We start from the raw sequence: 23,772 nt of genomic DNA, 5'->3' as shown, positions 1-23,772 counted from the left end.
GCACCGACGGATGAACGGGGGAAAGCTCAACTGGTGGCAGACGCGGTGGTTTGTGGCGGCGATGGCGCTGCTGGCCGCCGTGCCGCTCCTCTGGCCGACCGTACCGCCGCTGGTCGATCTGGCCGGCCATATGGGGCGCTACCGGGTCCAGCTCGAATATGCCGACCAGCCCTGGCTGGCGCAGTGGTATCATTTCGAATGGCAGATGATCGGCAATCTGGGCATCGACCTGCTGATCGAGCCGCTGGCGCCGATCTTCGGGCTGGAACTGGCGGTCAAGCTGATCGTGATCGCGATTCCGGTGCTGACCGTCACCGGTCTCCTCTGGATCGCGCGCGAGGTTCAGGGGCGCATTCCCGCCACCGCGCTGTTCGCGCTGCCGCTGGCCTATAGCTACCCCTTCCAGTTCGGGTTCGTAAACTTCGCGCTGTCGATGGCGCTGGCGCTCAACCTGTTCGCTTTGTGGCTGCGGATGGGACGGCTGGGCGCGGTGCGGTTGCGCATGGTGCTGTTCGTGCCTTTGTCCTGCCTGTTGTGGCTGGCGCACACCTTTGGCTGGGGCGTGCTGGGCGTGCTGGCCTTTTCGGCCGAGCTGATCCGCCAGCACGACATCCGCCGGGCACGCGGCGCGCGTGGATTGAAGGGATGGGTCGAATCCGCCTTCCACGCTGGCATCGGCTGCATCCCACTGGCGCTGCCCATGGTGCTCATGGTGCTGTGGCGGTCGGGCGAGCATGTCACCGGCCAGACCGGCGACTGGTTCAACTGGCGCTGGAAGATCAATTGGGTGACGATGGCACTGCGCGATCGCTGGATGGCGTTCGACCTTGCCTCGGTGACCGTGCTGTTCCTCGTGCTGCTCAAGGGCGTGCGCGACGAACGGGTCGAATATTCGCGCAATCTGGTGCTGTCGGCGGCGTTCCTGGCGGTCGTCTATGTCCTGTTGCCGCGCATCGTCTTCGGCTCGGCCTATGCCGATATGCGCCTCGCCCCCTATGTGCTCGCGATCGCGCTGATCGCGCTGCGGCCCCGGCGCGGGCTGTCCTTCCGAGGCGCCTCGACGCTGGCGATCGTCGGGTTGCTGTTCTTCGTGGTGCGGATCGGGGCGACCACGGTCAGCTATGTGATGTACAGCAATGACTATGACCGGGTGCTGACCGCGCTGGATCATGTGCCGCCGCGTGCGCGTCTGCTGACCTTCGTGGGCCGCCAATATTGCGCCGATGTCTGGCCGTCGAGCCGGCTGGAGCATGTCGCCGGCCTCGCGCTGGAGCGCAAGCTCGCCTATGCCAATGACCAATGGTCGATGGCGGGGGGCCAGTTGCTGACCGTTCGCTATGCGCCCGCCAAGCGGTTCGCGCATGACCCGTCGGAGATCGTGACCCAGCGCCGCTGCCGGGGCCAATGGTGGCGGCCGATCGAGACCGCGCTCAAGCTGTTGCCGCGCGATGCCTTCGACTATGTCTGGCTGGTCCATCCGCCGCGCTATGACGAGGCACTGACGCGGGGCATGACGCCGATCTGGCGCTCGGGCCGCGATGTGCTCTACCGGATCGACGATCGGCGGCCGATCATCGACCCTACCGCTTATGAGATATTGAGCCGGCCCAATCCCGAGGACGATCGTCGCCCGCCCCCTGCGCGGCGCAGCACCCCGCCCGACAAGGACGACGATTAAGCCGTTCAGCCCCGCCGGAAGGGCGTGAGCTCGCCCAGAAACTCGCTTTCGGCGGCGATGGCCTCGCGCTCCCGCTCGACGAACTCGGCGACCGCGCGGCGAAAGGCGGGGTGGGGGATATAGTGTGCCGAGAAGGTCGGCACGGGGACATAGCCGCGCGCCAGCTTGTGCTCGCCCTGGGCGCCCGCCTCCACCGTCTTCAGGCCCCGTGCGATCGCCGCGTCGATCGCCTGGTAATAGCAGAGCTCGAAATGGAGGAAGGGCACCTCCTCCGTCGCCCCCCAATAGCGGCCGTAGAGCGTATCCTCGCCGATCAGGTTGAGCGCGCCGGCGATCGGGGCCCCATCCCGCTCGGCCAGGATCAGCAGCACCTTGTCGCCCAGCCGCTCGCCGATCCGGTCGAAGGCGGCGCGGGTCAGATAGGGACGCCCCCATTTGCGGCTGCCGGTGTCCTGATAGAAGGCCCAGAAAGCGTCCCAATGCTCCGAGCCTATCTCCGCACCGCTCAGGTGGCGGATGGTCAGCCCCTCGACGGCGGCGGCGCGTTCCTTGCGGATCGCCTTCCGCTTGCGGCTGGCCAGCGCCTCCAGGAAATCGTCGAAGCGGGCATAGCCGTCATTGTGCCAGTGGAACTGCACCCCTTCGCGGATCAGCCAGCCGGCGGCCTCGAAATGCCGAACCTGCTCGGGCGTGACGAAGGTGACGTGGGCGGAAGACAGCTCATTCTGGTCGGTCACCGCCTCGATCGCCGCGATCAGCGCAGGGGCGAGCGCCGGATCGCGCAGCAGCAGCCGGGGCCCCGGCACCGGCGAAAAGGGGGAGGCGATCTGAAGCTTGGGATAATAGCGCCCACCCGCCCGCTCCCAGGCATCCGCCCAGCCATGATCGAAGACATATTCGCCCTGGCTATGCGCTTTCAGATAGGCGGGGGCGATGGCGGCAGGGCGACCGTCCGGGCCGTCGACGACGATCGGCGCGGGGGTCCAGCCGGACCGACCGCCGACGCTGTGCGATTCCTCCAGCGCGGTCAGGAAGGCGTGGGAGACGAAGGGATTGGCCGTTCCGGCGCAGGCGTCCCACTCATCGGAGGACAGGGCAGCGACGCCGGACAGGATACGCGCGATGGCGGTGATCATCGCCCAAAGATATGCGGTGCCCAGCGAAGCGCGACAAGGGGCCCGTCAATATCCTCCCCGGCACGGGGAGGGGGACCGCCGCGAAGCGGTGGTGGAGGGGGCGGGCGGCACGGCAGATCGCTGGCGGCCCCCCCCTCCGTCAGGCGTTCGGCCTGCCCCCCCTCACGGGGAAGGAAAATGGTTTCAGGCCAAAGCTACGATGGCGTCGACCTCGACGGCGGCACCAAGCGGCAGCACCGGCACGCCGACCGCCGAGCGGGCATGGCGGCCGGCTTCGCCGAACAGCGACACCATCAGCTCGGACGCGCCATTGGCCACCTTGGGCTGGTCGGTGAAGTCACCGGCCGAATTGACGAACACGCCCAGCTTCACGATGCGCGCGACGCGCGACAGATCGCCGTTCAGATATTTCTTGATCTGCGCGACCAGCATCAGGCCACAAGCCTGCGCGGCCTTCTGCCCATCCTCTAGCGAGACGCCCTCGCCCAGTCGCCCGGTGACGAGCTGGCCATCGATAAAGGGCAACTGGCCCGAGATGTGGAGAAGCCCGCCCGCCTCGACGACGGGGACATAGGCGGCGACGGGGGCGGCAGCCTCCGGCAGGGTGAGGCCGAGTTGCTCGAGCGCGCGATCGATATGCGTGGTCATAGGGCGAGACATGGCGCGCTCGGCCCCCGCCGGTCAAGCGGTGGCGGGGCGCCCCTCGGCGAAACGCGCCGCGATCCAGGCTTTCGCCTGCCGCCAGTCGTCGATGCGCGCATGGGCGTCCGGCGCGGGCGGCACGTGCGGGGCCATTTCGGGTTCCGACACCATGTGCAGCCGATGGACCTGGGGCGCATGGGTCGCGACCGAGGCGTGATGCTGGGCCAGATCGTCGACGAAGACGGTGACGGGGTGGCCATGATCGGCGACCAGCCTGGCTACCGGCTCGCCCTTGCCGCCCGTGTTGCACTGGACGTGATGATGGATGCCGAAGCGGGCAAGCTGCTCGATTCGGGGAACCCGGCATTCCTCGACCAGATTGGTCAGGATGACGATATCGGCGGTCTGTCCCAGCACCGACAGCGCCTCGGCGGCATGGGGCACCAGCGTCTGGCGCTCCATCTGGTCGGGGAAGAAGCCGTGCAGCAGATCCCATGCCTCGGCCGGGGTCGGTGCGGGCTGTCCGCCCCGCCGGGTCATCGATCCGAAAAAGTCATGGGTGTCGAGCGCGAAGTCCATGTCGTGCGATTCGTCCAGCCAGCTACGGAAATGCCGCACCATATGGACCAGCACCTCGTCGCAGTCGCAGATCAGCAGCGGCTTCATGCGGCCTCCTCCAGCGCCCGGCGCGCCGCGACCAGCGCCTCGGGCCGTTCGTCCAGCGCCTCGGCACAAGCGACGAGATCGGCCTCATGCGCCTCCAGAAAGGCCAGAATCGCCGCCAGCACGCCGGGTTCGCCCGCGCCGCCGCGCAGTTCGGCGGGCGACAGACCGGTCAGCGCCAGCAGGCGTTCGGCCCGGGCGGGGCTTTCCAATGTCCAAACCAGGGCCTGAAGCGCCAGGTTCATGGCGCGCTCGATTGTATCCGGTCCGGGCATTGCCTATCGTCGTCCATGGTGACTGTTGGAGCGGGCGTGGCAAGAAAGGTGCTCGTTGTCGAGGACAACGAACTCAATCTGAAACTCTTCTGCGACCTTTTGCGCGTGCACGGCTTCATCGCTGAGCCGGTGCGCGACGGGCGCGAAGCGGTCGCGTACGCGCGGGCGTTCCAGCCCGATCTGATCATCATGGATATCCAGATGCCGCACGTCACCGGCTATGAGCTCATCCTGGAGTTGAAGGCGGACGAGGAATTGCGCCGCATCCCGGTGATGGCGGTCACCGCCTATGCCGGCCGCGAGGATGAGGACCGCATCCGCGCGGCGGGGGCGGACGCTTATGTGTCCAAGCCGATCAGCCTGATGCGCTTCATGGAGGCGGTGAACGCTTTGGTGTGAGGGGGGGACAATCTCCCTTCGGTCAAAATCCCAAGGCACGTTCGCACTGAGCGAAGTCGAAGTGCACGTCCCGGCCCCGGCCACGAACGTCATCCCGTGGCCTTCGACTTCAGCGCTTTGCGCTGAAGTTTATCCTGAGCCAGCCGAAGGGCTCAGGCTGAACGGAGGGCGGACGTAGAAGATTTTTGGTTCGCGCGGAGGCGCGGAGGACGCAGAGGGGGCTCTCTTCGGTCGGCAGGCAGGTTGTCTTTTACAGGTGTTGGTTCGGGAAGAACTATCCCCAAGAACTAACATCTCCGCGTCCTCCGCGCCTCCGCGCGAACCTCATCCAAGCCTGCGGCGCTTACCCCCCCGAATCATCCTCGCCCACCGACGCCTTGCGCCCCTTGAACCCCTGCGCGACGACGAACCATTCCACCGATCCCTTGCGGCTTGATGGCGGCTTGGCGTGCTTCACGGTGGCGAAGTGGCGCTTCATCTCGGCAACGAGCTGCGAATCGGCACCGCCCGCGAACACCTTCGACACGAACACCCCGCCTGGCGACAGCACGTCGCAGGCAAAGGCGAAGGCCGTCTCGACCAGTCCCATGGTACGCAGCGCGTCGGTCTGGGGATGGCCGACGGTGTTGGCCGCCATGTCCGACATGACGAGGTCGGGCGCGCCGCCCAGCGCCTCCATCAGCCTGTCCGGCGCCGCATCGTCCATGAAGTCCATCTCGAAGATGGTGACGCCGTCGATCGGGTCGACCGGCAACAGGTCGATGCCGACGACCGCCGCGTTCGGCAGCTTGCGCCGCACCACCTGGCTCCAGCCGCCCGGCGCGATGCCAAGGTCGATGATGCGCTTCTTGCCGCGCAGGAAGCCGAACCGCTCGTCCAGCTCGATCAGCTTATAGGCGGCGCGGCTGCGATACCCCTCCGCCTTGGCGCGGCGGACATAGGGGTCGTTCAACTGGCGCTCCAGCCAGCGGGTCGATTGCGCGGTGCGGTTCCGGGCGGTGCGCACGCGCTGGTGCAGGCCCGAATTTCCTCTGCTCACGGTCTGGCGATTCCCATCAAACGGCGCAGGATTCCCTCGCGAATCCCACGGTCGGCGATCCCTAGCCGCTCGGCGGGCCAGAGGTCCAATATCGTCTCGAGAATGGCGCAGCCGGCGACGACCAGATCGGCGCGCTCGGGGCCGATGCACGCCACCTTGCCGCGCGCGGCCAAGCTCTTGCGCGACAGGTCGGCGCTGATCTCGCGCATTGCCGAGGTGGGCACAATCAGCCCGTCCACGGCGGCGCGGTCATATTGGCTGAGCCCCAGATGGACGCTGCCCAATGTCGTCACCGTCCCGCTGGTGCCCAGCAGCCGCGGACGCGTCAGGTCGGTCGGCAGGCGCGCGGCGAAGGGGGCGAAACTGTCCGCGACGATGCCGCGCATCCGGGCATAGGCCTCCAGCCGCCCCACCTCGCCCTCGCCGCCGCCGGCACTTTCGGTCAGCGAGACGACGCCCCAGGGCGCGGAATGCCAGTCGAGGATGCGCGGAACCTTGCCGCTCGTATCGACTAGCACCAACTCGGTCGATCCGCCGCCAATGTCGAAGATCAGCGCGGGGTCCTCGCCCGGCTCGATCAGCGCATGGCAGCCGAGCACGGCGAGCCGCGCCTCTTCCTCCGCCGAGATGATGTCCAGATGGATACCGGTCTCGGCCAGCGCCCGCGCGATGAAGGCGGGGCCGTTGGCGGCACGCCGGCACGCCTCGGTCGCGACCGCGCGCGACAGGGTGACGTTGCGGCGCTTCAGCTTGTCGGCACACACGCGAAGGGCGGCGATGGTGCGGTCGATCGCGGCATCGGACAAGCGGCCGGTCGTCGCCAGTCCTTCGCCCAACCGCACGATCCGCGAAAAGGCATCGACCACCGCAAAGCCGCCGCCTTGCGGACGCGCGATCAGCAGGCGGCAATTGTTCGTGCCCAGGTCGAGCGCGGCATAGGCCTGCGCATCGGACCAGCGGCCACGCTGGGGCCGGGGCGGTGCCGGACGGGCAGGGGGCTTGGCCTGCCGGTACGGCCTTCGGGTGGGACCATCCCCCATCGCCGTATCTCGCTTTATTCTGTTCTATCCGTCACGGACATGAGTGTCCGCCGGTGCTTGGACCCCAAGGTAGCGAGTCGTTACCGTTGCGACAAGACGCACCGCCCGACCAAGTGCGCAAAGTCGGTTGACAAGCCCGATCGCCCCGCCTAGACGCACGCCCCTGTCCGGTGCCCCGTCGTCTAAAGGTAAGACCACGGACTCTGACTCCGTTAATTGAGGTTCGAATCCTCACGGGGCATCCAGAGACATCAAGAAATCGCTCATTATGCAACGGCTTGATCCCCATCGGTGGCTACCTTTGCGGAATGGTTGGCCATCACCTTGTGCATGGCGGCATCAACAACCTCCGGCCGAGCGTCCGATCCAGCGTACAGGCGATACTATTTGACGGTCTTGTGGCCGGTTATCGCGATGCCCTCTTCATCGCTGCCTCCTGATTCTCGGCATCGTCGGGCAGCAGCCTTGCGCAGGCCGTGAAGCTGGCAATGTGCGAGGCCAGCATCGATGCAGGCATCCTTCAAAGGCATAGAAGCCCTTCTCGGCGAACGGCTGGCCATATTTCGTCTCGATCAGGGGTGAGGCCCCCAAGGGCCCTGCGGCCAGCGAAAGCGCCAACGGTTCGACGATGGGGATAAACTCTTTCGACCTATAGTGCGATTTGGAATAGCGGACGGCATAACCCTTGTGGCGGAACCGCCACCGTATCTTCTGGTGGCGATTTCGACAGCCCGTAATGTGAAAAGGGGGGCTCGTGGTCATTTGCGACCAAAGGCCTCAAGCTGCGCGTCTAGGGCGCAGTAGCGAGGGGCGGTCATAAAGGACACGCCTGTCGCCGGTGTCGACGGGACAAAGAGTACCGCGATCGACAGCACCTACATCAAGGCGCAACGCGCGGCCTTCGGCGGAAAAGGGGGCGCCAGACCCAGGCGATCGGCCGTTCGCGCGGCAGATGGACGACGAAGGTCCACGCGCTCACCGATGTCATCGGCCGCCCCTATGTGCCGATGCTGACGGCCGGCAATGTCAGCGACGTGAAAGCGGCGCCTGCGTTCCTCGAATGGGCCGGTCGCATGCGTTACCTCCTTGCTGACAAAGGCTACGATGCCGACCGGCTACGCCGTTGGCTACGTGACGCCGGGGCCGTTCCCGTCATTCCCGGACGACGAAACCGCAAACGCCAATCCGCTACGACAAGGACAGATACCGCGACCGCCACCGGATCGAGAACGCCTTTTGCCGTCTCAAAGACTTCCGCCGCGTCGCCACCCGCTATGACAAACTTGCCGCCAACTGCCTGTCAGGCGTTGCGATCGCAACCGCACTCGCCCTCTGGCTTTGACTGAGTCTCGGCCCCAGAGTTCTACGACCGCGCCCGCCGCGTCGTACCCGACATCGCCGCCCTCTTCACCGACGCCATTCTTACTACCGCCTCGCCGTCCAGCGCCACGGCGTCCTCGCCCCTCACGCTCAAACCAAGGCGCAGACCCACCTCATCGGGTCCACCCACTCTTCCATCCAAGACAATCTGGCCCGCCTCAACCGCCGCTCCCAGCGTTTCTCCAAATCATGGGAGATACTCGCCATCACTCTCGACCTCTTCCTCAACCGACATCTCATGCCAATCAGAGGTAAACTGTGCCCCTGTAAGGGGAAGGGGTAGGCCGAAGGCCTGACGGAGGGGGCACCCCTCCACCATGCTGGACACACCCTCCCCTTGCAGGAGAGGATAATCAGTCTTCGCCCTATTCCCCCTCGCCCTCATAACGTTCGTCCGGCGGGCGGCGATCGTCGGGGCCGGGGCCGGCGCGTTCTGGGCGGCGGCGGCCGGGGCCGACGGTGATCGATCCGTCGTCGCCGGTATGCAGGTCGATGCCGAGGCCCTGGATGATGTCGCCGACCGGATCGGCGGTGGGCATGGTTTCTTCCTCCATGCCGTTGGCGATCGCGTCGGGATCGACCTCTTCCTGCACGACCGGGGCCGCCACCGGCGGGATGTCGAGCGCGGACTGCATGAAGGCGCGCCAGATTCGCGCGGGCACGCCGCCGCCCGACAGGCCGGGATTGGGCGTGTTGTCGTCATTGCCGACCCAGACGCCCACCACCAGATCGCGGGCGAAGCCCATGAACAGCGCGTCGCGCGAATCCTGCGTCGTGCCGGTCTTGCCATAGGCATCGACGGTCAGCAGCGCCTGCCGCCCCGTCCCCGTCTTGATCGAAGACGACAGCAGATCGAGCATCCCGTCATGCACCGCCGAGGCAAAGCCGGTCTTGCGCTCGGTCAGCGACTGGTACCAGCCCTTTTCCTTGACGTCGTTCAGCCCGCGCGCGGCGACCGGATAGCTTTCATTGGCCACCGCGGCATAGGCGGCGGTCAGCTCCAGCAGGCTGACGGTCGAGGTGCCCAGCGCGATCGTCGCCTCGTTCGGGATCGGCGTGGTGATACCCAGGTCGCGCGCCGCCTTGATGACCGACTTCACGCCGACCGCCTGGGTCAGCCGCGCGGCGGCGACGTTCGATGACCGCGCGAACGCCTGGCGCAGCGTGATCTTGCCCAGATAGCGCCCGTCACTGTTGCGCGGCTTCCACCCGGCGATGTCGACCGGCTCGTCCTCGACCGTCGAGTCCGGCGTCATGCCGGAACGCAGCGCCGCCAGATAGACGAACAGCTTGAAGGCCGAACCCGGCTGGCGACGCGCTTGGGTGGCGCGGTTGAACGGGCTCTTGGAATAATCCTTGCCGCCGACCATCGCGACGACGCGGCCATCGGGGCGCATCGCGACCAAAGCGACCTGTGCCTGATTGAGCCCCGCGCTGCGCACGGTCCGTTCGGCAATACGCTGGAGCCGGGGGTTGAGCGTGGTCTGGACGGTCGCCTCGGTCTTGATCTCGCCCGCCTGGTCGCGGGCTTCGGGCAGGACCCAGTCGGCGAAATAGGTGCCCGAGGGCAACGTCTCGGGCCGCGCGGCGAGCACGCGCTGCGGCTGGACGGCATCGGCCTCCGCCTTGGTCAGGAAGCCCGCATCCTCCATCGCGGCGACCACGACCGCCTGCCGCGCCCGCGCGCCCTTCAAATTGGTGGTGGGGGCCAGACGCGAGGGCGCCTTGACCAGCCCCGCCAGCATCGCCGCCTGGCCGATGTTCAGCTTGTCCGGGGTTCGGCCGAAATAATGTTTCGAGGCGGCGGTGATCCCGTACACATTGTCGCCGAAATAGACGTTCGACAGATAGCGCGAGAGGATTTCGTCCTTGGTCAGCCACGCCTCCAGCCAGAAGGCGATCATCGCCTCGCGGATTTTGCGGCCTGCGGTGCGGTCGGAATCGAGAAAGGCGTTCTTGGCGAGCTGCTGGGTGATGGTCGATCCGCCCTCACGCACCCCGCCCGAACCCAGATTGTGCCAGGCGGCGCGCAGGATACCGCGCGGGTCGATGCCCCAATGGGAATAGAAACGCCGGTCCTCGATCGCGAAGAACGCCTCGCGCACATGGGCGGGTAGCTTGGCGGCATCGACCGGCGCACCGATGATCGCGCCGCGCCGCGCGATCGGCGTGCCGTCATCGGCGGTCAGCGTGATCGAGGGCGGCGTCGGCGGCTGGAGCGAGCGCGACAGGGGCGCGGTGATCGCCAGCCAGATGATCGCGATGACCAGTAGGATGATGCCCGCGCCCGCGCCGCGCGCGATCCACCGGCCCCAGCGGATGCGACGGCGCGGCGGCGCGGACGGGATATCGTCCTCATCGGGGCCGAAGGACCAGCTTTGCGTCTCCGCATCATAGAGCGGGTAGTGATGCCCGACCGGCTCATAGGGGCGGTCGATCGGCACGCGGTCGGGATTGAACGGGTCGGGGCGCATCGCAGGGTTCCGGTGGTCGGCCACTCGTGTATTACTTTACCAGAACACCGAGCGCAAGCATGGCCCCGTGTTTACCCTGTTTGCGGCACCTCCGGCAAGCGCTCCGCAGGGGGCGTGTCCTCGATCAGGCCGGCACGGTGCGCGACGATGGTCGGGACCAGGGCCTGCCCCGCGACATTGATCGCGGTCCGCCCCATGTCGAGGATCGGATCGATGGCGAGCAGTAACCCCGCACCCTCCAGCGGCAGGCCCAGCGTCGACAGGGTCAGCGTCAGCATGACGACCGCACCGGTCAGCCCGGCGGTCGCGGCCGAGCCCAGCACCGACACCAGCACGATCAGCACATAATCGCCGACATGCAGCGGCAGGCCATAATATTGCGCGACGAACAGCGCCGAGATCGCCGGATAGATGGCGGCGCACCCGTCCATCTTGGTCGTCGCGGCAAAGGGCACCGCAAAGGCCGAATAGGCACGCGGCACGCCCAAGCGCCGCTCGACCGTGTCCTCGGTGACGGGCAGGGTGGCGATCGACGAGCGCGACACGAAGCCGAGCTGGATGGCGGGCCAGGCGGCGGCGAAGAAACGCTTGGGCGACAGTCCGTTGGCCAGCAACAGCAGCGGATAGACGACGAACAGGACGAGGCCGAGCCCGATATAGACGGCCAGCGCGAAGCTGCCGAGCGCGGACAGCGACTGCCAGCCATAGCGCACGATCGCATTGCCGAGCAGCGCGCCCGAGCCGATCGGAGTCAGCCGGATCACCCAGGAGAGGATACGCCGGAAGATGGCGAGCGCCGAGGCGTTGAACGACAGGAAGCTCTCGCCCTTGTCGCCGACCCGCACCGCCGCGACGCCGATCGCCACCGCCATGACGATGATCTGGAGGATGTTGAACGACAGCCCGGTCTTCAGCGCGCCGCCATCGCCCGCACTGGTCGAGGCGGAGAGACCGAGGATGTTGGAGGGGATCAGCCCGCGCAGGAAATCGAGCCACGACCCGGCGGTGTCGGGCCGCACCGCGCTGCCCGGCGCGATGCCGGCGTGGAGTCCGGGCTGCAATACCGTGCCCAGCGTCAGCCCGATGCTGACCGCGATCAGCGCGGTGATGGCGAACCAGATGAAGGTCGCGGCGACCAGCCGCGCGGCATTGTTCAGGTCACGCAAAGCGGCGATCGAGGCGACGATGGCGGTGAACACCAGCGGCACGACCAGCACCTTGAGGAGCTGGACGAAGCTCTCGCCGATGATGCGCAGGCCCTCGGCCAGGCCGGCCAGCCCCTGCGACCGGGCGAGCAGGCCGAGCAGCAGGCCGACGGCCATGCCGACGAACACCTGGGCGCCGAAGGAAAAACGGAATCTCATCCGACCATAGCTAGCGAGCCGGGCAAACGATCCCAACCAAGTTTTGCGTGGGTGGAAGAAAGCTCCCCAATTCGCGCCACTTGCGGGGCGGACCGACGCCCGTCGGGGGCTGGGGGAGAATGGTGCTGCCGGTGAGGATTGAACTCACGACCTCAGCCTTACCAAGGATGCGCTCTACCACTGAGCTACGGCAGCACTCGCGTCTCGACGCGGGAAGCGCGCCTAGAGACGATTGGCGGGACATTGTCAAGCGCTTGTTCGTCGGATTATGCGAATGAGCATGGCAAAGGACGAAAAGGCCGAGCGGCTGGCGGCGGCGCTCCGCGAGAATCTCAAGCGACGCAAGGCGCAGGCGCGGGGGCTGGATGAGGCGCCGCCATCGCGAGCGCCCCGCGACGGCAGCGCGGCTTCGTCCGAGGACGGAACCGAATAGGGCTCCGGCGCGAAACCATTTCCTTGCCGGTACCGCCACTTACCATCCGATCAACCAAACAACACAACGCTGATATTGATAGTGACTCTCATTCCGCTTTGCGGCGCGGCCGGGAAAAGGGGAATGTAATGCAGATCAACTGTCACGTCGTCAGGCTGGGTACTCTTGCGTGGAGCGCCCTCCTGTCTTCGCCTGCCGGCGCCCGCCCCGGCGCACCGCCTCGCGCTGGCCGGCCTGCGCGCCCGCTTCTGAACGATCGTCACCAGCCTCCGGCCATGCCGGCCGGGGGGCTGGTTGAATCGGACATCGATAACAAAGGTCCGATGTCGTTCCCCGCAATATAGCGGTGGAACGATCCCGTTGTAGAGAAAGGGTAATGTCCGAAGGTCCCTGACAAGGCGCACTTTCCAAGTCTCTTCAGCAACAATTAGTCGCAATTCGGAGCGGACCCGACACGTTACGCGGGCGTTTCGTCCGCAAAAGGGGACGTCATGCTCGATATATTCGGCAGCTATTGCGGGTCGGCACCCACCGCCGCATCCTGGCTGGAGCGGTGGAATGGCGATGCCGTTCTGATCACGGCGTTGGTGCTTGCCGCCGGGACGATGATGGCGTTGCGCGGGGGCGAGCGCCGCGCCGGGCTGATCGCCATCGCCATTCTGGCCATCGTCTTCGTCTCGCCGCTCTGCGCCTTGTCGGTCGCGCTCTTTTCGATGCGGACCCTGCACCATCTGCTGCTGATCGGCGTGGCCGCGCCCTTGCTGGCGGTCGCCGTGCCGACGCGGACGCCACTGCCGCCCGCGATCGCGCTCTCGGTGGCGACGATCACCTTGTGGTTCTGGCATATCCCCGCCGCCTATGATGCCGCCTTGGCCAACAAGCTCATCTACTGGACGATGCAGGCGAGCCTGCTCGCCACGGCCTGGAGCTATTGGGATGCGGTCCGCCGCGCCGATCCGCCGGTTGCGCTGACCCTGATCGCGACAGGGGCCGCGCAGATGGGGATGCTCGGCGCGATACTGACCTTCGTCACGCGGCCGCTCTACGGCACGCATTTGGCGACGACCGTGCCGTTCGGGATCGGGCCGGTGGCCGACCAGCAACTGGCCGGGCTCGCCATGTGGGTGATCGGGCTGGTCCCCTATGCGGTGGTCGGCGCGCTGATCGCGCGGTCGACATGGCGGCGGATGGCGGCGGCATGATCCTGAGCATCGTCAAGGGGCTGCACATCGCCGCGCTGATCCTGTGGTGCGCAGGGCTGGTGGCGCTGCCGCTGATGCTGGGCAAGCATCGGCTGGATGAGGGGCAGGCGGATTATGCCCGGCTCCGGCTGCTGACGCATGACAGCTATACGATGATCGTGACCCCGGCCGCCGTGATCGCGATCGCGGCCGGAACCGCGCTCATCTATCTGCGCGGGGTGTTCGAGCCATGGATGTTCGCCAAGCTGGTCGCGGTCGGCCTGCTCGTCTGCCTTCACGCGCTGGTCGGTCACACCGTCCTGCTGATGAGCGAGCGGCGGGGCCAATATACGCCGCCGTCACCCCTGCCGCTGATCATCGGCAGCATCGCGACCATGACGGTGGTCCTGCTGCTCGTCCTCGCCAAGCCGGTCGTGCCCGATATCGCGCCAGCGTGGCTGAAGACGCCGCAACATCGTCAGCTCCCTGTCGAAGAGACACCGATTTGATACTCGAACACCAGCTTGCCGCCGTGCCACCCGGTGAAGCCCGTGAAGCCGACTGCGAACAGCGACAGCAGCAGGCCATAGGGCAGGACCGCCTGTTCGAAACCGGTCAGGCGGTATCCCCAATTGGCGCCCAGGATCGACAGCAGCATCACCGCGATGATGAAGTGCGTCCAGCTCGCCGAGCGGGCGCGGATGCCGGGGACCATCAGCAGCTCGACGGTGCCCGCGATGCCGGCGAGCACACCGAACAGAAAGCCCGCGCCCGAGGCCCACAACGCCGCCCGCGCCCAGAAGATATCGCCCGTCCACCAGTAGAGCAGATCGGCGCCCAGGGTGCAGGTGGTCAGCGCGATGGGGAAGGCGACCAGCATGGCATGGATCGGGTGACCGGCGACCGCGATCTTCGATTCGGTGCGGTCGAAGGACGGCCGTTGTTCGACGGGATCGACCAGGCGGGTCTCGGCAACCTCTTGGCGGGCGGTGTCGGTGATCATCGGTGCATGGCTCTCCTGACCGGGGCGGGCCGCGCCGGCATGTGCGCGACAACGCTCATCACGCTTTCGGGTTGCACGGGCGCGTTGTCGACCATCGATCCGGCGGGGCCCCATGCACGTTCGGTCGCGACCATGTGGTGGATGATGCTGGGCGGTGCGGTGATCCTGGCCGGTCTCGTCTTCGTGCTGCTCGCGCTGGCGTTCCGCCGTCGCGACGGGGAGCGGACCGCGGCCTCGGGCCGGCTGTGGATCGGCGGGCTCGGTCTCGCCATGCCCGGCATCGTCCTGCTCGCGCTGGTCGGTTATGCGCTGACGGTCGGCATCGGCACGCTGCCGACGGCGGACCCCCGTGCGGTCGAGATTCGGGTGACCGCGCGACAATATGCCTGGGACATGGTGCATCCCGGCGGCATCCGTACGCAGAATGTGCTGCACATACCCGCCGGGCGCCCCGCCGATCTGGTCATCACCTCGACCGATGTCATCCACAGTTTCTGGATACCCCGGCTGGCGGGCAAGATGGATGCGATCCCCGGTCACACCAACCGCCTGCGCATCGTCGCCGATGCGCCCGGCACCTATCGCGGCGAGTGCGCCGAATATTGCGGCGTGGGGCACAAGAACCATGGTTTCACCGTCGTCGCGCATGACGCGGCAGGGTGGGCGGCGTTCACGGGGGAAGCGGGATGAGCGCGCTGAAGCGGCATTATGATCTGACGGCGATCTGGCGGAACGAGCCGGGGTGGCGCGGCTATCTGCGCTCCGTCAACCATAGCGACATCGGCAAGCGGTTCATCGTCGCGGCCTTCGCCTTCTTCGCGATCGGCGGCGTGCTGGCGATGCTGATCCGTGCCCAGCTCGCCACGCCGCGCAGCGCCTTTGTCGGGCCCGAGGTCTATAACCAGCTTTTCACGATGCATGGCAGCATCATGATGTTCCTGTTCGCCATCCCCATGTTCGAGGGGCTGACCATGTATCTGCTGCCCAAGATGCTGGGCAGCCGCGACCTGGCCTTTCCGCGCCTCTCGTCGCTCGGCTGGTGGTGCTATCTCTTCGGGGGCACGATCATCGTCATCGCGATGCTGGCCGGGGTGGCGCCCGATGCGGGCTGGTTCCTCTACCCACCGTTGTCGGGCAAGACCTATACGCCCGGCATCAACTCCGATGTCTGGCTGCTCGGCGTCACCTTTGTCGAGATTTCGGCGATGTGCGCGGCGATCGAGATTACCGTGTCGATCCTGAAGCTGCGCGCGGCGGGCATGCGGCTCGACCGCATGCCGATCTTCGCCTGGTATCTGCTGGCGACCGCCGGGATGATGGTGTTCGGCTTTCCGCCGCTGATCCTGGGGTCGATCCTGCTGGAGGTGGAGCGCGCTTTCGGCTGGCCCTTCTACTCGCCCGAGCTCGGTGGATCGCCGCTTTTATGGCAGCATCTGTTCTGGCTGTTCGGCCATCCCGAGGTCTACATCATCTTCCTGCCGGCGGCCGGCGCGGTCTCCACCATTTTGCCGGTGATGGCGCGCACCCGGCTGCTCGGCCACGGGGCCATCGTCGCGGCGATCCTGGCGCTCGCTTTCCTCAGCTTCGGGCTGTGGGTACACCATATGTTCACCACCGGCATTCCGCATATGGCGCTCGGCTTCTTCTCGGCGGCGTCCGCGCTGGTGGCGATCCCGACGGCGGTGCAGATGTTCGCTTGGCTCGGTACCCTGTGGCAGGGACGGCCCGAGATGAAGCTGCCGATGCTCTATCTGATCGGTTTCTTCATCATGTTCGTGATTGGCGGCCTGACCGGCGTGATGCTAGCCATGGTCCCGTTCGACGCGCAGGCGCACGACACCGCCTTCGTCACCGCGCATCTTCATTATGTGCTGGTCGGCGGCTTCGTCTTCCCCATGCTGGCCGCCGCCTATTACTGGCTGCCGCATTTCACGGGGCGCGAGCGGGTGATGCGCGTGGGTGAGGCGGCGTTCTGGCTGATCTTCATCGGCTTCAACCTGACCTTCTTCATGATGCATCTGACCGGGCTGCTCGGCATGCCGCGGCGGATCGACACCTATGCGGAGGGGATGGGGTGGACCTGGCTCAACCTGCTGTCCTCGGTCGGCGGCTTTCTGCAGGCGTTCGGCTTCGCGTTGTTCCTGATCGATGTGGTGCTGCAGATCTGGCTGGGGCGAATCCATCGCCGCAATCCCTGGGGCGCGACGACGCTGGAGTGGGCGATGCCGATCCCGGCACCCGCCTATAATTTCGCCAGCCTGCCGACCGTATCGACGCGCGATCCACTGGCCGACGATCCCGATCTGGGCGTGGCGCTGGCGCGGGGTGAGGGGCTGCTCGCCGACATACGCCATGGCTGGCGCGAGACGCTGGCGGTCGACATGACCACCGGCGCGCCCGACCATATCGTGATCCTGCCGGGCAATAGCTGGCTGCCGATCGCCACGGCGGCGATGCTTGGCGGATTTTTTGTCGCGATGCTGGCCGGCATCTATGTCGTCGCGCCGATCTTCCTGATCGGTACTATCTGGCTGGGATGGCGTTGGGCTTGGACCAATGGCAGCCGGGCCGATATCGGGGCGCTGCCGACGGGCGGTGGCCTGTCGCTGCCGACCAGTTTCGAGGCGCAGCGGACGACCGGCTGGTGGGGCAGCGTGTTCGCCCTGGCCGCCAGCGCGACGCTCTTCGCCTCGCTGCTCTTCGGCTATGGCTTTCTCTGGACCATCGCGCCGAACTGGCCGCCGCCCGCACTGATCCCGCCCTCGCTGATCGTGCCGTTGCTCGCGATCGGCGGGGCTGCGACCGCGATGATCGCCAGCCGCGCGGGGCGGATGCCGATCGCGCTGGCCGGGCACCTCGCGATCATCGGGGCGCTCATCCTGCTGCTCGCCAGTGCGCCGAGCCCGTCCAGCCATGCCTATGCCGCGACCAGCGCCGCGTTGGCCGCCTATGGTATTTTCCATGCCGGGCTGGCGGCGGTCATGGTGGCCTTCCTGATGGCGCGGGCCAAAGCGGGTTTCCACTCGGCCGCGCGCGCCGGCGAGCCACGCATCATGCGGTTGTGGAGCGACCATGGCGCGGGGGCGGGGGCCTTTGTCGCGGTGCTGCTGGTCGTGCCGGGGTGGTTCGCATGATGGTGCTGCTGCGCCTCTCCGCCGGCCTGATCGGCTGGGCCGCCGCTTTCTGCCTGATCTATGCGCTGCACGGGCTCGGTTGCGCCGGGGGATGGGACCGTCTTCCCTTCGTTGGACTCAGCGTTCATCGCTGGACGCTGTTGGCGGCGTGGGCGGGTTCGCTTGCCGTGACACTGATGCTGGCGCTGAGGCTGACCCGGCACCGGGCGACCTCACTCGACCGTGCCGCGGTGGCGCTAGGCTGGGTCGGCTTTGCCGCGACGCTCATCACCTTTGCGCCGATCGTCATCGTGCCTTCCTGTGCCTGACGGCAACGGGCCGGAGGTGAATCAGGGCGGATGGAGGCGAACGCCGGGAAGCAGGTGAATGCCACGACGCCCGCCTTGTCGGAGCATATCCTTACTTAGCGCTCGATCACCGCGAAGTCGGTGCGCAATAAGGATCATTGCGAGCCGTGAACTCGTCAAAAGACGCAACTGCGGCGACAACCAACGGTGTCATGCCGTGCAGGTGGCAAATGCCTTCGGTGATGATAACTCCCCACCTCGCTGTTCGGTTCGCGGCCGATTGTTTAGCGCGCGAACTCTTGATGCGCGCTGCGTTCGCGTGTCGCGGACGGGGGTGTTCAACCGCATATTTGCAGAGACGCACACCAAAGGTGCCTCGGCTGATTGCGTACCCGCCGCGCCATGATCGTCGCGACGGGAACCAGGTTATTGGACCATGCGCACGCCTTTGCCAAAAGCAGGGACCGTCAATGTTGGACTGACTTCTCCATCAAGTTCGGAACAGATCACGCGCTTTGGCGGCATGCCGAGCGCGCATATGTCACAAAACGACTCGCCAATAACCAACCCGCAGCTAAAATATATGATTGCTACCGAGTCCGTCGGGCCCTTCCGCGTTACTGGCCTTCGCCGTGCGATAGTTAGTCTGCGGGCCGTGCTTGCGGAAGTGCCCCGCGATCTGCCCGACCTGCTGGCTCTGCTCAGCAGCGCGGGCATCGAGGTAAATCGACTCCAGCGCGGCAGCCGTACGAAGGTATCCAATCACGCCTGGGGCAGCGCGATCGACCTCCGCGTTGACGGTACACTTGTGCCCTTCGGAGCCAGCTATTCACTCAAGGGATTGGACGCACTTGTGCCGTACTTTAACCGTGCCGGTTGGTACTGGGGCGGCGGTTATCGTTCTGCAGGTCGAGCCGACCCCATGCACTTCGAGCTCGGCAGCGTGCTCATGAAAGGGATTACTCGATGAAACGCGCCCATGCCATCGCGGCGGCTCTTGGGTTTCTTGCCGCCGCATGCGGATCACCTACGCATGGAGATGCGGAGGCGGTCAAATCAGGACGTCCGTCGTCTCCTTGTCGGGCACAAGTGCCTGCGAACCTATCGCTCGCGCCTGCCCAGTGGCTGGGCGATTGCTCCAACGGTGTCGCGGATGGCCTTGGTGTGATGCGCGCTGGCAAAGCCGAACCCTATGAGTTTTTTGCCGGCCGGATGGCGGGGGGTAAGCTTGTGGATGGTGTGCTGCTGCGCAGGGACGGGCTTATGATGGTTGCTATCCGCTTTGATAAAAACCGCCGCGTTGTTGTCAGCGATGGCCTGAAAGCGAGTGAAGACGAGGACGTGTTCCGCACGGCTACTGCGTCTGCGCTAGCTACCTCACGCCGCTTCGCAGCGCAAAATAACCTCGGCAGCGCTGCTTATTATTCCAGGCTCGCCGATCGAATAAGAACGGCGCCGCCAGAGTAGAGATGACGAAGGAGAAACTGGTGGAACTGACCTAAACCCAGACATTCATTGCCCCCTGCCTGCTTTCGCACTTCAGACGTTCATTCATGTCGACCTTCGAGACAGTATCGGCTCGAATTAGGCATGAGAGCGCTGCGAATGCGTGAAGCCAACCATCCGCTTTGGGCGTAGAGGTGATTCAGTGGTCAGGCGGGCGGCCCCTAAGTAATGCGCACTTATGCGACGTTCCCCTCGCTCGCTCCCATGTCCTTCCTACGAATTAGTCCTTCATCCCAAGCGTGGCACGCAGGAACGCGTCGCTCTTGCCGAGCATATCGGTGCGCACGTCCGAGTCGTCGAGCTGATGCGTCAGTCCCTTATACTCGACGAACCGCACCTGTTTACCAGCAGTGCGCAGCTTGCTCTCCATCAACTGTGACTCGCCGACCGCGACATTCTGGTCAAGATCACCATGGAACAGCAGGACAGGCGCCTTGATCCGATCGGCGTTCTGCGCGGGCGATCCGGAGCGGACATGCTCGCCATGCCCGATAAAGGCATCGACCAGGCGATAGTCGACGAAATCGTTGTGCGCGACGTCGACCGGACGGTCACCGAGGTCGCGAAGGGCAGCTGGAGGACCTGCGGGCGCGCATCCTGGCTTCGACGCAGGCCTGTCCGTATTGCGGGTTCGGCGAGGTGAAGGACCTCGACCACTACCTGCCGCGCGGCACCTACGGCGAGCTTGCCATCTATCCCGCAACCTCGTGCCGAGCTGCGGACCGTGCAACAACGCCAAGCGAACGGTGTATCCCGGAATGCCGGCCGCGCAGGGCCCGGGGCTGATACACGCCTACTTCCAGCCGCTGCCGGACGAGGACTTCCTGCAGGCGGACGCCGACTTCGACGCCGACGGGACGCTGTCGGTCACGTTCCGCGTGGAGAATCCCGCTATGGATCCGGCTCTCGCCGCCAAACTCCAGTTCCAGCTGGAGCGGCTGAAGCTGAACGCCCGTTACCGCGCGCAGGTGAACAAGTATCTATTGAACAAGTATCTATCGGAACAGCGCACGGCGATGCTGATGCTGCACGTCGCCGGCGAAGCGGTCTTCAGCGAGTACCTGCACCGCTCCTCCGCTGCCTTGGTGGCGTCCTACGGCCGCAACGACTGGCGCGTGGCGCTGTTGAGGACGCTCGCCGCAGACCGAGCCTTCTGCTCCGCGCCCGAGCGGTATCTCGGCCCGCCGCCAGTGGCGTAGCGCGTGCGAGAGCCGCGCTAGGGGGCAGCCTAATAGACGAGCGTTGCCGCGGTCAATCAGCCGAGCTTCGTCTGAGTGACTGGCCGGATGAACGAGCGTCAGGTCTTGGAAGGTCGGCCAGATACGCTGAGCGGCTAGGAATGGGTCGTCGTCATCGCACCGTGCTCGCCGAATATGGTCGCTCCTTGGGGTGGGTTGCCCAGGAGGTGTTGGGGGTGGCCTGCATCGTGAAGCGCAATTCACCCCCGGCCACAATCTCGTCGTGCCGCAGATAGGCCCGCCTGATGGGTTTCCCGTTCAGCATGACCTTCCCGACATAGGGGTGCCGGTCGTCTAGCCGATCGGCGATCATGGTGAGTTGCCGCCCGTTGGGCAGCGAAAGCGTCGCCCGGTTCACGAAGGGTCGGCCGATGACATATTCCAGGCTGCCAGGCGTTACCGGGTAGAAGCCCAGCGCCGTGAAGACGAGCCAGGCGGACATCTGCCCGAGATCGTCGTTGCCGGACAGCCCGTCGGGCGTCGGGTGATACTGGCTCTCGACGATTTGCTTTAACCGCGCCTGTGTCCGCCACGGTGCGCCAGCATAGCTGTAGAGATAGGCGACATGGTGGCTGGGTTCGTTGCCATGGATGTACTGACCGATCAGCCCAGCGATATCTTCGGCATGACTATAGTCGAGTTTTGAATTGTCAAATTCGAACATGGCATCCAGCTTGGCGATGGCGGCCGCATCGCCGCCAAGCGCGCCGACGAGCGCAGCCTGATCCTGCAGCACGAACCAGCTATATTGCCAGGCATTACCCTCGGTATAATCCGATCCGTAGTTGATCGCCGTTGGATCGAACGGCGTGCGGAACGACCCGTCGCTCTTGCGCGCACGGATGAAGCCGGTCTGGGCATCAAAACTATTGCGCCAGTTGCCTGCACGTCTTTCGAATGTCGCGGCAATGTCTGTACGGCCCATGGCGCGCGCCATCCGTGCGATCGTCCAATCGTCATAGGCATATTCGACAGTCTTGGAGGCGGCCTCCGGCTCATGATCGATCGGCACATAGCCGCGCTTCATATATTCGCCCAAGCCGCCGTACGGCGCGTAGGTCGCGCTCGCCACCATGGCAGCAAGCGCTGCGTCCGCATCGAAACCTCTGATCCCCTTCAGATAGGCGTCGGCGATAACGGGTGCGGCGTGATAGCCGATCATCGTCCACGTCTCACGCCCCTGGAACTGCCAGACGGGCAGGATGCCATCAGGACTGTCTTCGCGGCTGGCCACGAGCGACCGAACGATCTCGCTCGACAGGCTGGCCGGCTGGATGAGTGTCAGCAGTGGATGCTCGGCACGGAACGTATCCCAAAGCGAGAAGGTCGAACGGAATGTATAGCCTTCCGCACGGTGCACCTGATTGTCGGGCCCGCGATAGCGACCGTCCGCATCGCTGGCGACGGCGGGTGCTAGCAAGCTGTGATACAGCGCAGTCGCCACGGACTTCGCCATCGGGGCAGGCGCGGCGATCTTCACCGTGTCGAGGGCTGCGCGCCATGCCTGTGTGGTCTTTGTCCGGACGGCATCGAAATCACCGGGTTCGCTCGCCAGGTTTGCGATCGCGCCCGCCTCATCGACCGATGAGATCGCGCTTGTCACTTCAAGCGGTCGGTTTAGGGGGCCGAAATCGAAGCGGGCGACCAAGGCGCGTCCGGCGCGCTCCGCAACGGCGTCACTGCCGCGCCCCGGTCCCTGGAAGCCCTTATAAGGGACGTCCGTCTCGGTCGAGACGAACGCATGCCCCTTTAGCGGCTCGGAAAAACGGATCGCAAAGCACAGGTTGCGGTCGGGCGCCCAGCCGCGCGTCTGTCGGCAGCCGGTAACGATGCCGTCGGGGCGCAACCTGATCGAGGACCACAGGACCTTGCCAGGGTAGTTGTAGAGTGAGCTGCGCAGATCCAGCACCAGATGCATGGGCGGCGCGCCGGACGTGGTACGATAGCGGGCGACGCCGATCCGCGTCCCCGCGGTCAGCTCCGCCTGGACGCCTCGATCCTCCAGCTTGACGGCGTAATAGCCTGGCCGCGCGACCTCTGTCGCGTGATGGTAGCGCGAGCGATAACCCGACCCGGGCTTGCCTGCGTTGCCGGGCTCCAGTGGCGCGCTATCCCCGCTGACCGGCATCATGAGGAAATCGCCGAGATCCGAATGCCCGGCACCGGAGAAGTGCGTCAGCGAGAAACCTTGGATGGTCGGATCTTCATAACGATAGCCCGCCGCATGGCTATAGCATTCCCGGATGACGCAAGTTGTGTCGGTATCGGGCGAGAATTGCACCATGCCAAAAGGTGCGACTGCCCCGGGGAAGGTGTGGCCTTCCCCACCCGTGCCGATCATCGGGTCGACCTGATCGTAGGTCGATTGCGCTGACAGTGGCATCGCGGCAAAGCTGGCGAGCAGGGCCAGCGCGGCACCTGGGCGGAAATGCTTCATGGTCGCATTAAAGCATCCCGGGGCATCTGACGGAAGTCGCTCGCCGCTGTACGTCCATGATTTCAACTGTTTGGCTCGGTTGTCGTGCGTACGAGGGGCGGGGACACCGTCATCCTATCCTGACAAATTGGACATCTCATCCGGCCATAGCGGATTGCTGAGGCTGGCACGGATGGATGTCCGATACCCGAAAGCCGGCAGGGGGCTTTTGTGACCAAAAGTAGGTCGTATAGGGCACTGTATCGACCAATTTGTCGAGGAAGGCGACGGCATTGGCGATGTTTGCCTGGTCGCGAAGGCTGGCAAAAGCGATCTTCGACGTCCGTTTGATTGCGAAGAACAGATCGACCTTGCCTTGCGGTCACACGCACCATCCCGCTTTGGGAGCGAGCGTCCCACGGCGGCAACCTCAAAGGGGAGGGGCAGGCCGACCACTTTGAACGGAGCAGCAATCGCAAGAATG

The 23,772-nt window shown here is 65.6% G+C and carries 22 protein-coding genes, 2 tRNA genes and 1 pseudogene; 13 read left to right on the top strand and 12 right to left on the bottom strand.

Annotation, left to right across the window (positions count from 1 at the left end; genetic code table 11):
• The first annotated feature begins 10 nt into the window (after window positions 1-10).
• Window positions 11-1,678 (top strand): hypothetical protein, encoded by a 1,668-nt coding sequence (locus SP6_RS09015; RefSeq protein ID WP_042468874.1) that lies wholly within the window; start codon window positions 11-13, stop codon window positions 1,676-1,678.
• Between the two features lie 5 nt (window positions 1,679-1,683).
• On the opposite strand, the gene SP6_RS09010 is transcribed toward SP6_RS09015, so the two are convergent.
• The 4 genes from SP6_RS09010 to SP6_RS08995 form a co-directional block, all read right to left on the bottom strand.
• Complete coding sequence (locus tag SP6_RS09010) at window positions 1,684-2,814, bottom strand: GNAT family N-acetyltransferase (RefSeq protein ID WP_007406453.1); 1,131 nt, start codon at window positions 2,812-2,814, stop codon at window positions 1,684-1,686.
• Between the two features lie 183 nt (window positions 2,815-2,997).
• Window positions 2,998-3,462 (bottom strand): RidA family protein, encoded by a 465-nt coding sequence (locus SP6_RS09005; RefSeq protein WP_007406472.1) that lies wholly within the window; start codon window positions 3,460-3,462, stop codon window positions 2,998-3,000.
• Window positions 3,463-3,495: 33 nt separating this feature from the next.
• Window positions 3,496-4,122: a hypothetical protein gene (locus tag SP6_RS09000; RefSeq protein WP_007406456.1), complete on the bottom strand. Its 627-nt coding sequence runs from the start codon at window positions 4,120-4,122 to the stop codon at window positions 3,496-3,498.
• On the bottom strand, window positions 4,119-4,364 hold the full coding sequence (locus SP6_RS08995; protein ID WP_007406441.1) for a DUF3572 family protein: 246 nt from the start codon (window positions 4,362-4,364) through the stop codon (window positions 4,119-4,121). Before SP6_RS08995 ends, SP6_RS09000 begins: the two co-directional genes overlap by 4 nt.
• 66 nt (window positions 4,365-4,430) lie before the next feature.
• Between SP6_RS08995 and SP6_RS08990 the strand changes: the two genes are divergently transcribed.
• The gene (locus tag SP6_RS08990; protein ID WP_037569665.1) at window positions 4,431-4,793 is read left to right on the top strand and encodes a response regulator; all 363 of its coding nucleotides are present in this window, start codon (window positions 4,431-4,433) and stop codon (window positions 4,791-4,793) included.
• Between the two features lie 343 nt (window positions 4,794-5,136).
• On the opposite strand, the gene SP6_RS08985 is transcribed toward SP6_RS08990, so the two are convergent.
• Window positions 5,137-5,832 (bottom strand): RlmE family RNA methyltransferase, encoded by a 696-nt coding sequence (locus SP6_RS08985; RefSeq protein WP_007406433.1) that lies wholly within the window; start codon window positions 5,830-5,832, stop codon window positions 5,137-5,139.
• Window positions 5,829-6,872, bottom strand: coding sequence for a Ppx/GppA phosphatase family protein (locus SP6_RS08980; RefSeq protein ID WP_007406465.1), 1,044 nt, complete (start codon window positions 6,870-6,872; stop codon window positions 5,829-5,831). Before SP6_RS08980 ends, SP6_RS08985 begins: the two co-directional genes overlap by 4 nt.
• Window positions 6,873-7,043: 171 nt before the next feature.
• Between SP6_RS08980 and SP6_RS08975 the strand changes: the two genes are divergently transcribed.
• Both SP6_RS08975 and SP6_RS21495 read left to right on the top strand, forming a co-directional pair.
• Window positions 7,044-7,117: transfer RNA gene (locus tag SP6_RS08975), tRNA-Gln, on the top strand.
• A gap of 610 nt (window positions 7,118-7,727) precedes the next feature.
• Window positions 7,728-8,214 (top strand): annotated as a pseudogene (locus tag SP6_RS21495) (IS5 family transposase); the annotation flags it as partial.
• Between the two features lie 403 nt (window positions 8,215-8,617).
• Here the strand turns inward: SP6_RS21495 and SP6_RS08965 are convergent.
• The 3 genes from SP6_RS08965 to SP6_RS08955 all read right to left on the bottom strand — a co-directional run bounded on the left by SP6_RS08965 (window position 8,618) and on the right by SP6_RS08955 (window position 12,285).
• A complete protein-coding gene (locus SP6_RS08965) occupies window positions 8,618-10,726 on the bottom strand; it encodes a transglycosylase domain-containing protein (RefSeq protein WP_007406444.1) in 2,109 nt (702 codons plus the stop codon).
• 71 nt (window positions 10,727-10,797) lie between these two features.
• The gene (locus SP6_RS08960) at window positions 10,798-12,090 is read right to left on the bottom strand and encodes a dicarboxylate/amino acid:cation symporter (protein ID WP_007406443.1); all 1,293 of its coding nucleotides are present in this window, start codon (window positions 12,088-12,090) and stop codon (window positions 10,798-10,800) included.
• A gap of 120 nt (window positions 12,091-12,210) precedes the next feature.
• Window positions 12,211-12,285 (bottom strand) — tRNA-Thr (locus SP6_RS08955).
• A 79-nt stretch (window positions 12,286-12,364) separates the two neighbouring features.
• On the opposite strand from SP6_RS08955, the gene SP6_RS21230 reads away from it, so the two are divergent.
• The 3 genes from SP6_RS21230 (at window position 12,365) to SP6_RS08945 (ending at window position 14,213) form a co-directional block, all read left to right on the top strand.
• Window positions 12,365-12,523: a hypothetical protein gene (locus SP6_RS21230; protein WP_164541276.1), complete on the top strand. Its 159-nt coding sequence runs from the start codon at window positions 12,365-12,367 to the stop codon at window positions 12,521-12,523.
• 491 nt (window positions 12,524-13,014) lie between these two features.
• The gene (locus SP6_RS08950; protein ID WP_007406452.1) at window positions 13,015-13,725 is read left to right on the top strand and encodes a cytochrome c oxidase assembly protein; all 711 of its coding nucleotides are present in this window, start codon (window positions 13,015-13,017) and stop codon (window positions 13,723-13,725) included.
• Entirely contained in the window at window positions 13,722-14,213 is a 492-nt protein-coding gene (locus SP6_RS08945) for a CopD family protein (RefSeq protein ID WP_037569661.1), read from the top strand. Before SP6_RS08950 ends, SP6_RS08945 begins: the two co-directional genes overlap by 4 nt.
• Here SP6_RS08945 and SP6_RS08940 read toward each other — a convergent pair.
• Window positions 14,183-14,707 (bottom strand): DUF2231 domain-containing protein, encoded by a 525-nt coding sequence (locus SP6_RS08940; protein ID WP_007406448.1) that lies wholly within the window; start codon window positions 14,705-14,707, stop codon window positions 14,183-14,185. The two genes, SP6_RS08945 and SP6_RS08940, sit on opposite strands and share 31 nt — an antisense overlap.
• A gap of 6 nt (window positions 14,708-14,713) precedes the next feature.
• On the opposite strand from SP6_RS08940, the gene coxB reads away from it, so the two are divergent.
• From coxB to SP6_RS20920, 5 genes are all read left to right on the top strand, one after another.
• On the top strand, window positions 14,714-15,397 hold the full coding sequence (gene coxB, locus SP6_RS08935; protein WP_007406450.1) for a cytochrome c oxidase subunit II: 684 nt from the start codon (window positions 14,714-14,716) through the stop codon (window positions 15,395-15,397).
• Window positions 15,394-17,841: a cytochrome c oxidase subunit I gene (ctaD, locus tag SP6_RS08930; RefSeq protein WP_007406447.1), complete on the top strand. Its 2,448-nt coding sequence runs from the start codon at window positions 15,394-15,396 to the stop codon at window positions 17,839-17,841. Before coxB ends, ctaD begins: the two co-directional genes overlap by 4 nt.
• Complete coding sequence (locus tag SP6_RS08925) at window positions 17,838-18,149, top strand: hypothetical protein (RefSeq protein WP_007406464.1); 312 nt, start codon at window positions 17,838-17,840, stop codon at window positions 18,147-18,149. The genes ctaD and SP6_RS08925 overlap by 4 nt, the downstream gene beginning before the upstream one ends.
• A gap of 415 nt (window positions 18,150-18,564) precedes the next feature.
• Window positions 18,565-19,098, top strand: coding sequence for a M15 family metallopeptidase (locus SP6_RS08920; protein WP_082052465.1), 534 nt, complete (start codon window positions 18,565-18,567; stop codon window positions 19,096-19,098).
• Window positions 19,095-19,595: a hypothetical protein gene (locus SP6_RS20920; RefSeq protein WP_126053481.1), complete on the top strand. Its 501-nt coding sequence runs from the start codon at window positions 19,095-19,097 to the stop codon at window positions 19,593-19,595. Before SP6_RS08920 ends, SP6_RS20920 begins: the two co-directional genes overlap by 4 nt.
• Before the next feature lie 259 nt (window positions 19,596-19,854).
• Here SP6_RS20920 and SP6_RS21490 read toward each other — a convergent pair whose 3' ends face one another.
• Window positions 19,855-20,373 (bottom strand): alpha/beta hydrolase family protein, encoded by a 519-nt coding sequence (locus SP6_RS21490; protein WP_007406434.1) that lies wholly within the window; start codon window positions 20,371-20,373, stop codon window positions 19,855-19,857.
• A gap of 19 nt (window positions 20,374-20,392) precedes the next feature.
• Between SP6_RS21490 and SP6_RS08905 the strand changes: the two genes are divergently transcribed.
• Window positions 20,393-20,833, top strand: a complete 441-nt coding sequence (locus SP6_RS08905) for a hypothetical protein (RefSeq protein ID WP_037569638.1) — start codon at window positions 20,393-20,395, stop codon at window positions 20,831-20,833.
• A gap of 151 nt (window positions 20,834-20,984) precedes the next feature.
• Here SP6_RS08905 and SP6_RS08900 read toward each other — a convergent pair whose 3' ends face one another.
• Entirely contained in the window at window positions 20,985-23,309 is a 2,325-nt protein-coding gene (locus SP6_RS08900) for a GH92 family glycosyl hydrolase (RefSeq protein ID WP_042468871.1), read from the bottom strand.
• Window positions 23,310-23,772: the final 463 nt, after the last annotated feature.

Source organism: Sphingomonas paucimobilis NBRC 13935, from assembly GCF_000739895.2.
Lineage (GTDB): Bacteria > Pseudomonadota > Alphaproteobacteria > Sphingomonadales > Sphingomonadaceae > Sphingomonas > Sphingomonas paucimobilis.
The sequence above is the reverse complement of the archived record's forward strand: the minus strand, read 5'-3'. Positions and strand labels throughout refer to the sequence as shown.

Excerpts from the sequence above, each read along its gene's own strand:
- ctaD (WP_007406447.1), top strand. The coding sequence starts at position 15,394 with ATGAGCGCGCTGAAGCGGCATTATGATCTGACGGCGATCTGGCGGAAC.
- SP6_RS08905 (WP_037569638.1), top strand. The coding sequence starts at position 20,393 with ATGCCGGCCGCGCAGGGCCCGGGGCTGATACACGCCTACTTCCAGCCG.
- SP6_RS08920 (WP_082052465.1), top strand. The coding sequence starts at position 18,565 with ATGCGCACGCCTTTGCCAAAAGCAGGGACCGTCAATGTTGGACTGACT.
- coxB (WP_007406450.1), top strand. The coding sequence starts at position 14,714 with ATGGCTCTCCTGACCGGGGCGGGCCGCGCCGGCATGTGCGCGACAACG.
- SP6_RS08980 (WP_007406465.1), bottom strand. The coding sequence starts at position 6,872 with ATGGGGGATGGTCCCACCCGAAGGCCGTACCGGCAGGCCAAGCCCCCT.
- SP6_RS21230 (WP_164541276.1), top strand. The coding sequence starts at position 12,365 with ATGAGCATGGCAAAGGACGAAAAGGCCGAGCGGCTGGCGGCGGCGCTC.
- SP6_RS09000 (WP_007406456.1), bottom strand. The coding sequence starts at position 4,122 with ATGAAGCCGCTGCTGATCTGCGACTGCGACGAGGTGCTGGTCCATATG.
- SP6_RS08950 (WP_007406452.1), top strand. The coding sequence starts at position 13,015 with ATGCTCGATATATTCGGCAGCTATTGCGGGTCGGCACCCACCGCCGCA.
- SP6_RS08945 (WP_037569661.1), top strand. The coding sequence starts at position 13,722 with ATGATCCTGAGCATCGTCAAGGGGCTGCACATCGCCGCGCTGATCCTG.
- SP6_RS08940 (WP_007406448.1), bottom strand. The coding sequence starts at position 14,707 with ATGATCACCGACACCGCCCGCCAAGAGGTTGCCGAGACCCGCCTGGTC.
- SP6_RS08925 (WP_007406464.1), top strand. The coding sequence starts at position 17,838 with ATGATGGTGCTGCTGCGCCTCTCCGCCGGCCTGATCGGCTGGGCCGCC.
- SP6_RS09005 (WP_007406472.1), bottom strand. The coding sequence starts at position 3,462 with ATGACCACGCATATCGATCGCGCGCTCGAGCAACTCGGCCTCACCCTG.
- SP6_RS09010 (WP_007406453.1), bottom strand. The coding sequence starts at position 2,814 with ATGATCACCGCCATCGCGCGTATCCTGTCCGGCGTCGCTGCCCTGTCC.
- SP6_RS20920 (WP_126053481.1), top strand. The coding sequence starts at position 19,095 with ATGAAACGCGCCCATGCCATCGCGGCGGCTCTTGGGTTTCTTGCCGCC.
- SP6_RS08960 (WP_007406443.1), bottom strand. The coding sequence starts at position 12,090 with ATGAGATTCCGTTTTTCCTTCGGCGCCCAGGTGTTCGTCGGCATGGCC.
- SP6_RS08995 (WP_007406441.1), bottom strand. The coding sequence starts at position 4,364 with ATGAACCTGGCGCTTCAGGCCCTGGTTTGGACATTGGAAAGCCCCGCC.
- SP6_RS08900 (WP_042468871.1), bottom strand. The coding sequence starts at position 23,309 with ATGAAGCATTTCCGCCCAGGTGCCGCGCTGGCCCTGCTCGCCAGCTTT.
- SP6_RS09015 (WP_042468874.1), top strand. The coding sequence starts at position 11 with ATGAACGGGGGAAAGCTCAACTGGTGGCAGACGCGGTGGTTTGTGGCG.
- SP6_RS08965 (WP_007406444.1), bottom strand. The coding sequence starts at position 10,726 with ATGCGCCCCGACCCGTTCAATCCCGACCGCGTGCCGATCGACCGCCCC.